8 protein-coding genes and 2 pseudogenes are annotated in these 13,752 nt (G+C 73.5%); 6 read left to right on the top strand and 4 right to left on the bottom strand.

Features of this window, described 5'->3' with window-relative positions:
• The 6 genes and pseudogenes from ACWGI8_RS26265 to ACWGI8_RS26240 all read left to right on the top strand — a co-directional run.
• Positions 1-1,448: SDR family NAD(P)-dependent oxidoreductase (locus tag ACWGI8_RS26265; RefSeq protein WP_453664500.1), on the top strand; the 1,448-nt coding region annotated here is incomplete at its 5' end.
• A gap of 1 nt (position 1,449) precedes the next feature.
• Positions 1,450-6,288, top strand: a complete 4,839-nt coding sequence (locus tag ACWGI8_RS26260) for a beta-ketoacyl synthase N-terminal-like domain-containing protein (RefSeq protein ID WP_453664498.1) — start codon at positions 1,450-1,452, stop codon at positions 6,286-6,288.
• The gene (locus ACWGI8_RS26255) at positions 6,285-6,638 is read left to right on the top strand and encodes an acyl carrier protein (protein ID WP_453664497.1); all 354 of its coding nucleotides are present in this window, start codon (positions 6,285-6,287) and stop codon (positions 6,636-6,638) included. Before ACWGI8_RS26260 ends, ACWGI8_RS26255 begins: the two co-directional genes overlap by 4 nt.
• Positions 6,639-6,641: 3 nt before the next feature.
• A pseudogene (locus tag ACWGI8_RS26250) lies at positions 6,642-7,430 on the top strand (alpha/beta fold hydrolase); the annotation flags it as partial.
• 185 nt (positions 7,431-7,615) lie between these two features.
• On the top strand, positions 7,616-8,881 hold the full coding sequence (locus ACWGI8_RS26245) for a glycosyltransferase (RefSeq protein ID WP_453664495.1): 1,266 nt from the start codon (positions 7,616-7,618) through the stop codon (positions 8,879-8,881).
• Positions 8,878-9,948, top strand: a complete 1,071-nt coding sequence (locus ACWGI8_RS26240; RefSeq protein WP_453664494.1) for a class I SAM-dependent methyltransferase — start codon at positions 8,878-8,880, stop codon at positions 9,946-9,948. Before ACWGI8_RS26245 ends, ACWGI8_RS26240 begins: the two co-directional genes overlap by 4 nt.
• Positions 9,949-10,032: 84 nt before the next feature.
• On the opposite strand, the gene ACWGI8_RS26235 is transcribed toward ACWGI8_RS26240, so the two are convergent.
• From ACWGI8_RS26235 to ACWGI8_RS26220, 4 genes and pseudogenes are all read right to left on the bottom strand, one after another.
• Entirely contained in the window at positions 10,033-10,422 is a 390-nt protein-coding gene (locus tag ACWGI8_RS26235; RefSeq protein ID WP_453664492.1) for a DUF4265 domain-containing protein, read from the bottom strand.
• 348 nt (positions 10,423-10,770) lie between these two features.
• Complete coding sequence (locus ACWGI8_RS26230) at positions 10,771-12,228, bottom strand: gluconokinase, GntK/IdnK-type (RefSeq protein WP_453664490.1); 1,458 nt, start codon at positions 12,226-12,228, stop codon at positions 10,771-10,773.
• Positions 12,229-12,594: 366 nt separating this feature from the next.
• The gene (locus tag ACWGI8_RS26225) at positions 12,595-13,344 is read right to left on the bottom strand and encodes an Ig-like domain-containing protein (RefSeq protein ID WP_453664502.1); all 750 of its coding nucleotides are present in this window, start codon (positions 13,342-13,344) and stop codon (positions 12,595-12,597) included.
• Positions 13,344-13,752: pseudogene (locus tag ACWGI8_RS26220) on the bottom strand (hypothetical protein); the annotation flags it as partial. The pseudogene ACWGI8_RS26220 and the gene ACWGI8_RS26225, both read right to left, overlap by 1 nt.

Here is a 13,752-nt window from a genome sequence, read left to right as displayed (position 1 = left end):
CCCTTGCCGAAGCCCTCGCCGGGCGACGATTCGCGCTGCTCGGCGACGGCGACGGCGAACTGGCCGGTACGGCCGAGGCGCTCGCGGCAAGGCTCGGCACGCACGGCGCCACCGCCGTCTTCTTCGGCCCGGAGCACCTGCTCACGGCGGAGGACGGACCGCTGGACGGCGTACTGCTCCTCGGCCCCCTGGCGACGGCCGGACCGCCGGTGCTGCCCGCCGCCTTCCCGGTCGTCCAGGCCGCGCTGCGGTCCCGCCCCGGGCGGCTGCTGGCCGTCCGGTACGCCGAGGGCGGCCGGGCGGACGTGCGGACGGCCGGGCTGCCCGGGCTCTTCCGCACGATCGCCCGCGAGCACCCGGAGATCGCGGCCGCTGTGGTCGACCTGGACACGGACGGGGCCGCAGGGCTCCGCACCCCGGCCCTGGTCGCCGACGCGCTGCTCGCGGAACTGATCACGCCCGGCGACGTGCCGGTCGTCCTGCGCAGCGCAGGCGGGCGGTCCGGTCAGGAACTGACCGAGGTACCGCTCGGCCCGCTGGGCACCACCGGGGCCGGCCCCGCCGGTGACGGAGCCGCGGAGGCAGCAGCCGTCGGCCTCGACCGGGACTCGGTCGTGCTGCTGGTCGGCGGCGCCCGTGGCATCACAGCGACGTTCGCCGTCGCCCTCGCCACGGCTTCCCGCTGCCGCATCGAACTGCTGGGCAGAACTCCCGCCCCCAGCGGGCCCGAGGACCCGGCAACCGCGGCGGCCGGGGACAAGGCGGCCCTGCGTACGCTGCTCGCGTCCCGCGGACCGTACGGCTCCCCCGCCGAGATCGACCGGGCCGCCGAACTGATCCTCTCCCAGCGCGAGATCGCCGCCACCATGGCCGCGCTCGAAGCCGCCGGCAGCCGCGTGTGCTACCGCAGTGCCGACTGCCGCGAGCCCGCCGCGGTGCTTCAGGCGGTCAAGGAGATCCACGCCGAGCACGGCCGGCTGGACGGTGTGGTCCACGCGGCTGGTGTCATCGAGGACCGGCTGATCGAGGAGAAGTCCGCGGAGTCCTTCCGGCGCGTGTACGGCACCAAGGTCTCCGGTGCCGAATCCGTGCTGGCCGCGCTGGAGGAACTGCCCGACGGCCCCTCGTTCGTGGTGCTGTTCGGCAGCGTCTCGGCCGTGCTCGGCAACCGTGGACAGGCCGACTACGCCGCCGCCAACGACGCCCTGGAAACCCTCGGCGAACGCTGGGGGCTGCGCACCGGACGCCGGACGCTCACCGTCCACTGGGGCCCCTGGGCGCCTGCCGGCGTCCACTCCGGAATGATCGGTCCCGAGCTCGCCCGCGAGTACGCGCGCCGCGGGATCACGCTGATCGACCCGGAGGAGGGCCCGCTCGCCCTGCTCCGGGAGCTGGCCTGGGGAGACGCTTCGGCCGGTGCCGTCGTCCACACCGCGTCGGGGTGGTGAGATGACGCGCGGGAGTACGGCCGCCGACAGCGGCCGGGAGCAGCGGTCCGCACCGGTCGCCATCGTCGGCATGGCCGTGCTGCTGCCCGGCGCACCGGACCTGGCCGCGTACTGGCGCAACCTCGTGGACGGTGTCGACGCGATCAGCGACGTACCCGAGACGCGCTGGGACTCCGCGTACTACGACCCCGGACCGGTGACCGGGCCGCCCGCGCCTGACCGCGTCTACTGCCGCCGCGGCGGCTTCGTGGACGCGCTGGCGGACGTGGAGGTGACGCGGTTCGGCATCATGCCCAGCTCGGTGCCGGGAACCGAACCGGACCAGTTGATCGCTCTGCATGTGGCGGCGTCCGCACTCGCCGACGCGGGCGGCGAGCACCGGCTGCCCGACCGTGAGCGGATCGGTGTGGTGCTGGGCCGGGGCGGCTATCTGACTCCCGGGCTGGTCCGGCTGGACCAGCGGGTACGCACGGCGAGCCAGCTGGTGCACACGCTCGGGGAGCTGATGCCCGAGCTGGGTCCGGCGCAACTCGCCCGGGTACGCCAGGCGTTCACGGAGCGGCTCGGGCCCGATCTGCCGGAGTCGGCGATCGGTCTCGTCCCCAATCTCGCCGCCTCCCGGGTGGCCAACCGGCTCGATCTGCGCGGGCCCGCGTACACCGTGGACGCCGCGTGCGCGTCCTCGCTGGTCGCCGTGGACCAGGCCGTCGGTGAACTCGCGTCCGGCCGCTGCGACCTGATGCTGGCCGGGGGCGTGCACCACTGCCACGACATCACGCTGTGGAGCGTGTTCTCCCAGCTCCGCGCCCTCTCCCCCAGTCAGCGCAGTCGTCCGTTCCACCGGGGGGCCGACGGCATCCTGATCGGCGAGGGCACCGGTGTCGTGGTCCTGAAGCGGCTTGCCGACGCCGAACGGGACGACGACCGGGTCTACGCCGTGATCCGGGGCACGGCGGTGAGCAGCGACGGACGCGCGGCCGGATTGGTCAGCCCCGACCCGGGCGGCCAGATCCGTGCCGTGCGGCAGGCGTGGCGGGCCGCCGGGCTGGACCCCGCCGAGCGGGGGTCGGTCGGTCTGCTGGAGGCGCACGGCACGGCCACGCCGGCCGGGGACGCCGCGGAACTCGCCACGCTGAGGGACGTGTTCGGCCCCGGCGAGGGCACCCTCCCGCGCGGCGGGGACCGGCCGGTGATCGGCTCGGTGAAGTCGATGATCGGCCATGCCATGCCCGCCGCCGGAGTGGCGGGACTGGTCAAGGCCGCGCTCGCCGTGCACCACGGGACGCTGTTGCCCACGCTGCACTGCGAGGAGCCGCATCCCGCTCTGGCGGGCACCCGGTTCCGCCCGCTCGCGACGGCGGCGCCCTGGGAGACCGGTCCCGGCCGCCCCGTACGCCGGGCCGCGGTGAACGCCTTCGGTTTCGGCGGGATCAATGCCCATGTGGTCCTCGAACAGGCGCCGGGTGCCACCGCATACGCCCCACCCCCACCCGCGCCCGCGCTCATGTCCACGCCCACGTCCACGCCCACGCCCACGGGCACGACCCGGGCTCCCGCGGCCCCGGCCGCCTCGGTGACCGAGCCGGAACGGGTGCTGCTGCTCTCCGCCGACACCCCGGAGCGGCTGGCCGGCCTGCTGGACGCCGACGACTCGGCCGTACGCGCCGCAGCCCGCCCGGGCGCGGAATCGCGTCCCGTGGGCCGCAGCCGCCTCGGGCTCGTCGGCCCGACCGCCAAGCGGCTCGCGCTCGCCCGCCGGGTCACCGCGAAGGGCGGTGCCTGGCGCGGACGCAACGACGTCTGGTTCTCCCCCGACCCACTGCTCGGGGGCGCGCGGCCGGGACGCGTCGCCTTCGTCTTTCCCGGTCTCGAAGGCGACTTCGCGCCTCAGGTCGACGACATCGCGGAGCACTTCGGACTGGCCGGGCCGGCCTCCTTCGGTGCCGACGGACCGGCCGAGGTCGGTGACATCGCCAGACACGGGCTCGGAGTCGTGGCCGTGGGCAGGCTCCTCGACACCGCGCTGCGCCGGATGGGCGTCGTACCGGACGCGGTGGCGGGACACAGTGTCGGCGAGTGGACGGCCATGGCGGCGGCCGGGCTGTACGCCGAGCGGGCCGTCGACGAGTTCATGGTCTCCCTCGACCCGGACGCGGTGAGCGTCCCGGACCTGTCCTTCGCGGCCGTGGGGGCGTCCGCGGAACGGGTCCTGGCCGCTCTGGAGACCGCCGCCGACCGGTCGGTGACGCTCTCCCACGACAATGCGCCCAACCAGTCGATGGTGTGCGGGCCACCGGACGCGGTCGAGGCGTTCGTGCGTGCTTTCCGGGCCCAGGGTGTGCTCTGCCGGGTGCTGCCGTTCCGGTCGGGCTTCCACACGCCGATGCTGGAGCCCCACCTGGGGCCGTTCAAGGCGGCGGCCGAACGGTTCTCGTTGCATCCGCCCACCGTGCCGGTCTGGTCGGGGACCACGGCGTCGCCCTTCCCCGCCGAGGAGGCCGCAGTACGGGCGCTGTTCGTCCGCCACCTGCTGGAGCCGGTGCGCTTCCGGCAGTTGACCCGGGCGCTGTACGAGGCCGGTTTCCGCGCGTTCGTGCAGGTGGGCAGCGGTCAGCTCGGCTCGTTGATCGGGGACACGCTCGCAGGCCGCGACCATCTGGTGGTGGCAGCCAACTCGCCGCACCGCTCCGGCCTGGCGCAGCTGCGGAGAGTGGCGGTGGCGTTGTGGACCGAGGGCGCGACGGTGGCTCCCGACCGGCTCGACCGTCCGACGGCGGGTACAGGGACGGGTGCGGGTACGGGTACGGGTACGAGTACGGCGATGGGAACGCGGTCCCCTGGGAACACCGTTGCGCGGCCGCCCGTACGACTCGATCTGAGCGGTGCGCTGATCTCACTCGACCCGGGCGTCCTCGCCGAGTTGCGTCCCGCGGCCACGCTCCGTCCCGGCACTTCCCTCAGTTCCCTCCCTTCCCTCACTCCTCCCGTACCTGCTTCCGCTCCCGCTCCCGCTCCGGTCCCCGGACCCGCCGCCGGGGGCCGGACGGGTCCTGACGCACCGCCGGACCGTTTCCCGGTCATGGCCGAGCTCACCGCGCTGATGCGGGACACCGCCACGACCGCCGCGGAGCTGATCGCCGCGGCGGACCGGCCGGTCCTGCCCCGCCGCCGGCAGCCGAGGGCGCTCCGGCCGTCCGCTCCGCCACGGAACACGGCTCCCGCACCGGCCCGCGGACCCGCTGCCGCCCCCTGGCGCTCCACGGTCCGGATCGGCCTGGACACGATGCCGTACCTGCTGGACCACTGCTTCTTCCGGCAGCGGCCGGGCTGGCCCGATGTCGCGGACCGATGGCCCGTCGTCCCGGCCACCACGATCGTCCACCACCTCATGGAGGAGGCCGAGCGGTACGCGCCCGGCATGCGGGCGGTCGCGGTGCACGACGCGCGCTTCGACCGGTGGCTGACCGCCGCCGAGCCGGTGGAGGTCACGGTCACCGCGCTCCCCGACGGGCCCGGTCGCGTCGCCGTCTCGTTCGGCCCCGAAGCCCGCGCGGTCGTCGAACTCGCCGACCGGTACCCGGCGCCGCCACGCGCCCCCGCCCCTGAGGCGTTCCCGGCGGAGAGGATTCCCCGCCATACGGCGGCCCAGTTGTACGACGAGCGCTGGATGTTCCACGGACCGGCGTACCAGGGCGTCACCTCACTGACGGGCATCGGCGACTCCCATGTCCGCGCGGTCCTCACGACACCGCCCGCGCCGGGCGCACTGCTGGACAACGTCGGCCAGGTCCTCGGCTACTGGATCATGGCGACGTGCACGGAGCGGACGGTGGTGTTCCCGGTACGGATGCGGCACATGCGGTTCTTCGGTCCGCCGCCGCGGCCCGGCACACCGCTGGAGTGTCTGATCCGTATCACGTCCCTCAGCGACACCCTGCTCGAAGCCGACGCCTGGCTGACGTCCGGAGGCGGCGTGTGGGCTCAACTGACGGGCTGGCAGGACCGCCGCTTCGACAACGATCCGCAGACGCGGCCGGTCGAGCGGTTTCCCGAACGCAACGCCCTGTCCTCCGCCCGGCCCGGCGGCTGGTCGCTGGTCCATGAGCGCTGGCCCGACCTCGCCTCACGCGACCTCGTCATGCGCAACATGCTGGGCGGCGCCGAACGTGCCGCGTACGAACGGCTCGCGCCACGCGGCCGACGGCAGTGGCTGCTGGGCCGGATCGCGGCGAAGGACGTCGTCCGCCAGTGGCTCTGGCGACGGGGTGGGGGGCCGGTCTTTCCGGCGGAGCTGAGGGTGGACAACGACGCACACGGCCGCCCGTACGTCACCGGAGTGCACGGCCGGACCCTGCCGCCGCTCGCGGTGTCGCTGGCCCACCGCGCCGAGGCGGCCGTGGCGATCGTACGGCCCCGGCCGCCCGGCCCGGACGGCAGCGGACGACCGGGCCCCGGAATCGACATCGAGGAGATCTCGGAGCCGGCCGTCGCCACCGTGGAGAGCGCCCTCGGCCCCGGCGAACGCGGCCTGCTGGCGTCCTGCCGCGGCGCCACCGGCAAGTCGGGGGCACTGTGGTTCACCCGTTTCTGGGCGGCCAAGGAAGCCGCGGCCAAGGCCGAAGGCACCGGATTCGCCGGCCGTCCGAAGGACTTCGCCGTGGTGGAAGCGGCACAGGACCTGCTGACGGTCGAGGTGCGTACCGCCTCGGGGACCCCGGTCCGCATCCACCGGGTGCGCTGCGAGCGGGTGGCCAATCCCCCCGGACTGCCGACGCGCGAGTACGTCGTGGCTTGGACCGCGGGGCCGGGAGACGAATCTGACGAGGAGGACGGAAAGTGACCACCACTCAGCCGGCGGGCCCGTTACGGGCGGACCAGGACGCGATACTCGGCGATATCACCGCCATGATCGAGCTGGTGCTCGAGGACTACGGACTCGACGACACCAAGGTCGGCATGGAGACCAGCTTCAGCCGGGACCTGGAGTTCGAGAGCATCGATCTGGTCACCCTGGCCGGGCGACTCGAGGAACGGTACGGGCGGACGGTCAACTTCGCCGAGTTCGTGGCCTCGATGGAGCTCGAGGAGATCATCGAACTCACGGTCGGCCGACTGGTCGAGCATGTGGCCGACTGCCTGGGAAGCGGCCCGCAACCGCCGGCCGGGCACCCGTCGGCGGGACCGGCCTGAATCATGGCAATCGTCGACACGGGCGGCATCCGGCTGCACGTCCAGCGGCTCGGTCCACGCGACGGACGGCCCGCGGCGGCCACCGCCGTCCTGCTGCACGGGCTGCTGACCGACAGTCTGGCCAGCTACTACTTCACCATCGCGCCCGCGTTCGCCGCGGCAGGGCTCGATGTCGTGATGTACGACCAGCGGGGACACGGCCGTAGTGAACGGCCGGCCTCCGGCTACACCCTCGACGCCTTCGTCGGCGACCTCGACGCGCTGCTCGACCGGCTGGAGATCCCCGGGCCCGTCCATCTGGTCGGAAACTCCTTCGGCGGGACGGTCGCCTTCGGGTACGCCGTCCGCAGACCCGGCCGGGTGGCGAGCATCTCGGTGATCGAGTCCGAACCGGCCACCGCTGCCTGGGCGCACAAGCTGGCCGGGTTGCTGGACCGCGTCCGGCACGAGATGACGGCGAACGAGACACACGCCCTCGACTGGGTCGCCACCCACCGCGGCCGGCACACGGCGCGGCTGGCGAAGGCGGCGGGCCGGCTGGTGCGGGAGACCGCCATCGCCCGTGACATCCCGGCCTGCGAGGTCCTGACCGATGACGCGATCCGCTCGCTGCGGTGTCCCGTGCTGGCGCTCTACGGCGGCGACTCCGACCTCGCGGAGCAGGCGCCACGTCTCAGGGCGCTGCTGCCGCGGTGCCGGACCGTGCTGCTGCCGGGGCACGAGCACTCGGTGCTGGTGGAGGCGCCGGGCCGGGTACGCGACATCGTTCTCGACTGGATCCTGCGCAGCCGCCACGAGACCGGCGTCCCGGCCCGAGCGGTGAGACCTGAGACAACCGCGAGACCCGAGACAACCGCGAGATCCGAGACAACCGCGAGATCCGGGACATCCGCGAGATCCGGGAGATCGGAGAGACCCGAGACCGCGAGATCGGAGAGACCGGGGAGATCCGGAAGATCCGTGGAGGTGAACGCTCCGTGAGCTCCTACTTGTTCGTCGTCCCACCGCTCGTCGGGCACATCAACCCCCTGGTCGGAGTGGCCGCCGAACTGGTCTCCCGGGGCCACCGGGTGGCGTGGGCCGGTGTGCCCGAGGTGGTACGCCGGCTCGCCGGGAACGGGGCTCGGGTCTTCCCGTGCCCGGCCTCCTGGGGGGACGCGGCGGACGTGGCCACCGGGGCGAACGGGCCGGACATCGCCACCGGGGTGCACAGGACCTACGGAGCACGGGAGGCCGACGCCATCAGGCCGCCGGACATCCGGGGCCCCGAAGCGCTGCGCTTCCTGTGGGAGCGGTTTCTCGTACCGCTCGCCGAGGCGATGGCCGAGGGCGTACGGGACGCGGTGGCCGCCTTCCGCCCCGATGTGGTGGTCGCCGACCAGCAGGCGCTGGCGGGAGGGCTCGTGGCGGAGCGGCTCGGGGTGCCGTGGGCGACATCGGCGACCACGTCCGCCGAATTCACCGACGTGCTGGCGTCCATGCCGAAGGTCGCGGCCTGGAACGACGCTCTGCTGCGGGATCTGCGACGCCGGGTCGGTGATCCGGGCGGCACCGCCGATCCGCGGTTCTCGCCGCATCTGGTGCTGGCGTTCACCACCGAGGAGCTGGCCGGGCGGCCCGCCCGAGGAGGTGACCGTATCCGCTGGGTCGGCCCCTCGCTCACCGCCCGCCCCTCCCCCGCCGGCTTCCCCTGGGACTGGCTCGACCCCGGGCGGGCGACGGTGCTGGTCACTCTCGGCACGGCGAACACCGACGCCGGCGGGCGCTTCCTCACCGAGTGCGCCGAGGCGCTGCGGGCTCGTGCCGCCCGGCTGCAGGCCGTCGTCGTCGACCCCACGGGTGTCCTCGGCGTCCACGGCAGAGGCACGAGCGACATGGATCTTCTGGCCGTCCCCACCGTTCCGCAGCTCGCCCTGCTGGAGCACGCCGACGCGGTCGTCTGCCATGCCGGCCACAACACGGTCTGCGAGGCGCTGTGGTACGGCGTCCCCCTGGTCGTCGCACCCATCCGCGACGACCAGCCGGTCATCGCCGCGCAGGTGGCAGACCGGGGCGCGGGCGTCCGGGTCCGCTTCGGGCGCGCCACCGCGCCCCGGATCGGCGCGGCCGTCGACGCCGTTCTGTACGCACCGGGTTACCGGGCCGCGGCCCGCGCGATCGGGGCCGGATTCCGCGCGGCGGGCGGAGCTGCCGCGGCCGCGACCCATCTGGAACGCCTGGCTCGTGAGGAGGACGACGCATGAAGCCCCGCCCACAGCAACCGCGTCACGTGACGGTGGCCGCGCTGCGCCCCGGGTACGCCGCCGAACTTGCCGACGGCCCGCAGGCGTTCTTCGAGCCGATGCGGCACACCTGCCCGTGGTGCGGCTCGGCCCGGATCGGCGGTCGTCTGCGCACCCCGGACCTGCTCCAGCACAAGCCGGGGGCATTCCGGATCGACCGGTGCCACGACTGCCGGCACCTCTTCCAGAACCCCCGTCTGAGCGGCCGCGGGCTCGCCTTCTACTACCGCGACTTCTACGACGGGCTGGGCGAGCAGCAGCTCGGCGGCATGTTCAGCGGGCGCACCAAGTCCTACCGGCGGCGTGCCGAGTCCGTTGTGCCGTATCTGGACGACGCCAAGCGATGGCTCGACGTCGGCACGGGGCACGGGCATTTCTGCGAGGTGGCGCGTACGGCCTTCCCTGATGTGGTCTTCGACGGGCTCGACCAGTCCGACGGCGCCGAACTGGCGGAGCGCGCCGGACGGGTGGAGCGCGGCCACCGGGGCAGTTTCACCGAACTGGCGCCACGGATCACCGGGTCGTACGACGTGGTGAGCATGTTCCACTACCTGGAGCACAGCACCGATCCGATGCATGAACTGGAAGCGGCCCGCACGACGCTTCGCCCCGGCGGGCACCTGATCGTCGAGGTACCGGACCCGGACAGCCACTACGCCCGGCTCCTCGGCCGCTGGTGGCTGCCCTGGCTCCAGCCGCAGCATCTGCATCTCGTCCCGGTCCGCAATCTGCGCGGTGCGCTGTCCGGGCTCGGCTTCACGGTCCTCGCCGAACAGCACGCCCAGGCCCACGAACCGGTCGACCTGCTGGCGGCCACATGGCTGGCCCTCGACAACGCCGCCCCCCGCGACGACCTCCCCTGGCTCCCCAGCCGCCCCGGGACCACCCGCCGCGCCCTGCGCACGTCCGTCCTCCTCGCGGGCGTCCCGGCCCTCCTCCTGGCGACACTCCTGGACCACGCGCTCGCCCCGTTCGTACAACGGCTAGGGCTGTGCAACGCGTACCGGCTGGTGGCGCGACGGGACTGACCGAACCCACAGGGCGGGGCAGGCGGTTGGGAGCGGGACTCCTCATCGCCGGCATCTTCATCCGTTCCGCCCCCGCCGACCTCCTCAGGGAGAAGCGTCTGCTCGATCCCCATTGCCGAACCACCACTCGACCCCATCGATACCTGCGACCCAGGTGTCCATGATCTGCTCGATCGCGGGCAGGCCGACCGAGCGGCCGACGGTGACCACGATGAAGCGCAGATTTGACGGTGCCTCGGCCGTGGCCCCCAGATCCTCGACCGCTTTCCTGAGTTCCGCGAACGACTCGTGGCTGAAGTGGCCCTGGCCCGCTGTCTGGATGCACAGGTTCTCGCCCTGCTCGACAACCTCGAACTGACCGTCATCGGCGACCCGCAGCACATCACCAGCCGCGCATCCGAGCACCAGGCCCGGACTGCCCGCCAACTCGAACAGGCCGGAATCCACCAGCCGGGCCGGCAGCACTTCGAACACCGGGTGCCCGGCTGCAGCATGACCGGCCAGAAGTCGTATGTGGGTGCCGGCCGTCGACCGAGGATCGGGCGTCATGCGTGTGATCGTCCCACAGGCCTCCGGATGTCCCACCCGCCGTCCGGCCGCCGGAGGCCGCGGAACGGTTTCCCGCCGGCACGACCGCGTCACGTCACATAGGAGCCAGGCGCCTGCTCCCGCCGCGGCCCCGGTGCGGCGGACGATCCGCCGGTTCAGTCCCGCCGGTTTCCATGGCAGCGCCCTGTTCCTCGTCATGGGCCTGGAAGGCGGCGACGCCGGAGCCCACGGTCGGGAAGAAGCGGTCGCGAGGAGCGGCAAGGTGCCGCGGGCTCATGTCGTGGGCCCCCAGGGCGTCAGCCCCCAGCGGAGTACATGCCGGGAGCCCGGGGCCAGCGCGGCGACGGATGTGCCGCTGCGGAAGGCGTCCGGCGGGCAGGACATGGCCTCGACGGCGACGCTGCGGCGCCGTTCGGCCTCGGGAAGCGTGTCGCCGGTGTAGACCTGCACGTATTCGGCGCCTTCGCCGAGCCACACGTCGATGCCGTGGCGTCCGGAGGGATGAGCGAGGCGGACGACGACGCGGCCGGAGGAGTCCCGGTCGAGTCCGGCGAAGGCCGTGTCCAGAGCCTGCTCGCCGATACGCCGCGGGCTGCGGAAGTCGTACGCCGTGCCCTCGACCGGTTCGCTGCCCACCGGCAGCCCCTGCTCGTCGGTGCGCAGCCAGTGCCGGGCGGGCACGGCGAGTACCGCTTCGTCCACGAGGTCGGTGCCCACCGTGAGATAGGGGTGCTGGCCCGCTCCGTACGGTGCCACGGTCTCTCCGATGTTCGTCGCGGTGACGGTGACGGTCAGTCCCTCGGGCCCCAGTCGGTACTCGGCGCAGACGTCCAGGTGGAAGGGGTAGCCGGGTTGGGGGAAGAGGGTGATGCCCGTCCGCACCATGTCGTCCGCGCGCTCCAGCAGCTTCCACGCGGACCAGCGGAGCAGCCCGTGGATGGCGTTGTTCTTCGTCGGCTCGTTCAGCGGAAGTTGCAGTTCCTGGCCGTTCCAGGTGTAGCGGCCGCCTCCCACCCGGTTGGGCCACGGCACGAGAAGCTGGCCACGGCCGCCGGTGATCGGAGCGTCGGCGTCGAAGCCGTCCAGCACGAGCCGGCCGCCCACCTCGTAGTGCCGGAGTGCGCTTCCCAGTTCGGCGATGCCTGCGGTGTGCTCTCGGTGGCACAGCTCCCACTGCGCGCCGGTCGCGAACGCAGCGACCTCGCTCAGCTGAGCAACGACGGCTGCGACGATGGCCTCCACCGGCCGGTCCACGCCCACCACCCACACGCGTTCGTCGGGGGTGGGCTCCTCGAGGTCGCCGAACTGGCTGTCCAGCAGTTCGGCGGGGAAGAAGTGCCCGTGCCGAGCGGCCAGCCGGGAGTGTACGAGCTCCCGGGAACCCTTCAGGTACACCGTGCGTACGCGAGGCCGGCCGACGAGCAGCTCGTCCCGGTAGGCCCGTTTGAGAGCGGAACACGTCACCACTGCGGGACGGCGCGCGGCGATGTCCTCGTCCAGCCGGGCCGCAACGGCGTGGAGCCACGGCCGCCGGTCCGCGTCGGTCAGGGGCGCGCCGGACGCCATCTTGGCCCGGTTCTCCGGGGGATGGAGGTCGTCCGCCTCCTGGTACGACCAGCCGACGCGGTCCGCGAGCATGCGTCCCACGGTGGACTTTCCGGATCCCGACACGCCGATGAGGAGCACGACGAGCGGTGGCGGATCGGCATCGGTCACCGGAGCGAGCTCCATCTGCGTGTCACGTCCTTCTGCTCCTGACTGCTCCCGGCTGCTCCCGGCGGCTCCTGCACTGTTCCAGGCCGCTCCTGACCGCTCCGGACGCCGACGTGCCGGTGGGGCCCCGAGCGGGCGATCGGTTACTACCAATCTCAGCCACGCAGATGCTGATCGCACCTCGAAGAGGACCGCCCCGGACGAGGACGGACGAGGACATGTGCGGGGAGGTGATCGCCGCCCGGGCAGGATCCACCGGGCCCTTCGAGCACCCGATCCCGATCTGAGCGACCCCGAATCGCGGCCCGCCCGCCCCGGCGGCAGGGGCAGGAGGACCTCGGCCCCCAGCCCCTGCCGCCGTTCACCTCGGCCGCCGCGCCCTGATCAGCGACACTGCCCGGACCGCGGACCGTACACGGTGACACCCAACAGCTCTGGCCCAGGAGTGTTGCCCGTGCACCGCAGAGGCCCGGTGACGATGGTGCCAGACAGCGTGGTGCCGGCGGCATTGGACTCCAGGGTCACAGGACCGGTGACCGAACCGCCTTCGCAGAGGGTGACGGGGCCGGTGCTGTCGCGCACCGTGAGCGGACCGGTGATCCGTACTCCGCACAGGGACACGGCGAGTGCCCCGTCCGCGGAGACGCGCCCGGTGATTCCGGCCCCCGAGGCCGCCAGGGCGGCGCCGGGTTCGATCCGGACCGGGCCGGTCTGCCGAGCACCGGCTCCCAGGCACACCGACTCCCCGGCGGCCACCGTCAGCGGGCCCTCGAGGGTTCCGGTGAGGCAGGGGCGGCTGAACCCGACGGTGAGCGCGACCGGTTCGGGGCTGCTGCTCGGGGCGTGCCGCGGATCACCCTCGTAGCGGGCGGTGATCGAGTGGCTGCCGGGCCTCAGGACCGGGGTGCGCAGGACGGCGCGCCCGGCCGTCAGCGGCACGGTGCCGAGCGGCGTGTCGCCGTCGAGAACGACGACGCTGCCGGCCGGGGTGCCGCCGACCGGGGAGCGGACCTCGGCGGTGAGGGTGGCGGAGTGCCCGTACAGCGGGGTGGTGACGTCCGCGGTGAGGGTGAGGCTGGTGTCGTACCGCCAGGAGACGGCGGCCCGGCCGTTGCCCCGGTTGACGCCGGGAATCAGGCTGACTCCGGTTGCGGTGGGAGTGGCGTAGCCGCTTCCGCCGCCGGCACCCGGCAGGTTGTCGGGGTTGCCGCCACCGGACCCCCACCGCCGCCGAACCAGCCACCGCCGCCTCCGCCGCCGCCGTTGCCGCCCCGGCCGCCGTTGCCGCCGGGACCGCCGCTGCCGGGGTTGGGCAGGCCGGTGTTGGGGTCGGTGTCGCCGCCGGGCAGACCGGGGCCGCCCAGCTTGGAATTGGGGCTGCCGGTGCCGTGGGCGGTCCGGGTCGCGCCGCCGCCGGCGATTCCGGAGCCCTCGGGTCCGTCGGCCTGGCCGCCGGGTGCGCCGGAGGATCCGCCGCCGTGGCCGCCGTGCAGGGCGGGGCCGCCGTTGCCGGCCCCGCCTCCGCCGCCGGCGACCAGGACC

This window comes from Streptomyces sp. NPDC054841, from assembly GCF_053611045.1.
The sequence above is the reverse complement of the archived record's forward strand: the minus strand, read 5'-3'. Positions and strand labels throughout refer to the sequence as shown.

Coding starts and splice junctions, on each gene's coding strand:
- ACWGI8_RS26260 (WP_453664498.1), top strand. CDS start 1,450: ATGACGCGCGGGAGTACGGCCGCCGACAGCGGCCGGGAGCAGCGGTCC.
- ACWGI8_RS26240 (WP_453664494.1), top strand. CDS start 8,878: ATGAAGCCCCGCCCACAGCAACCGCGTCACGTGACGGTGGCCGCGCTG.
- ACWGI8_RS26230 (WP_453664490.1), bottom strand. CDS start 12,228: ATGGAGCTCGCTCCGGTGACCGATGCCGATCCGCCACCGCTCGTCGTG.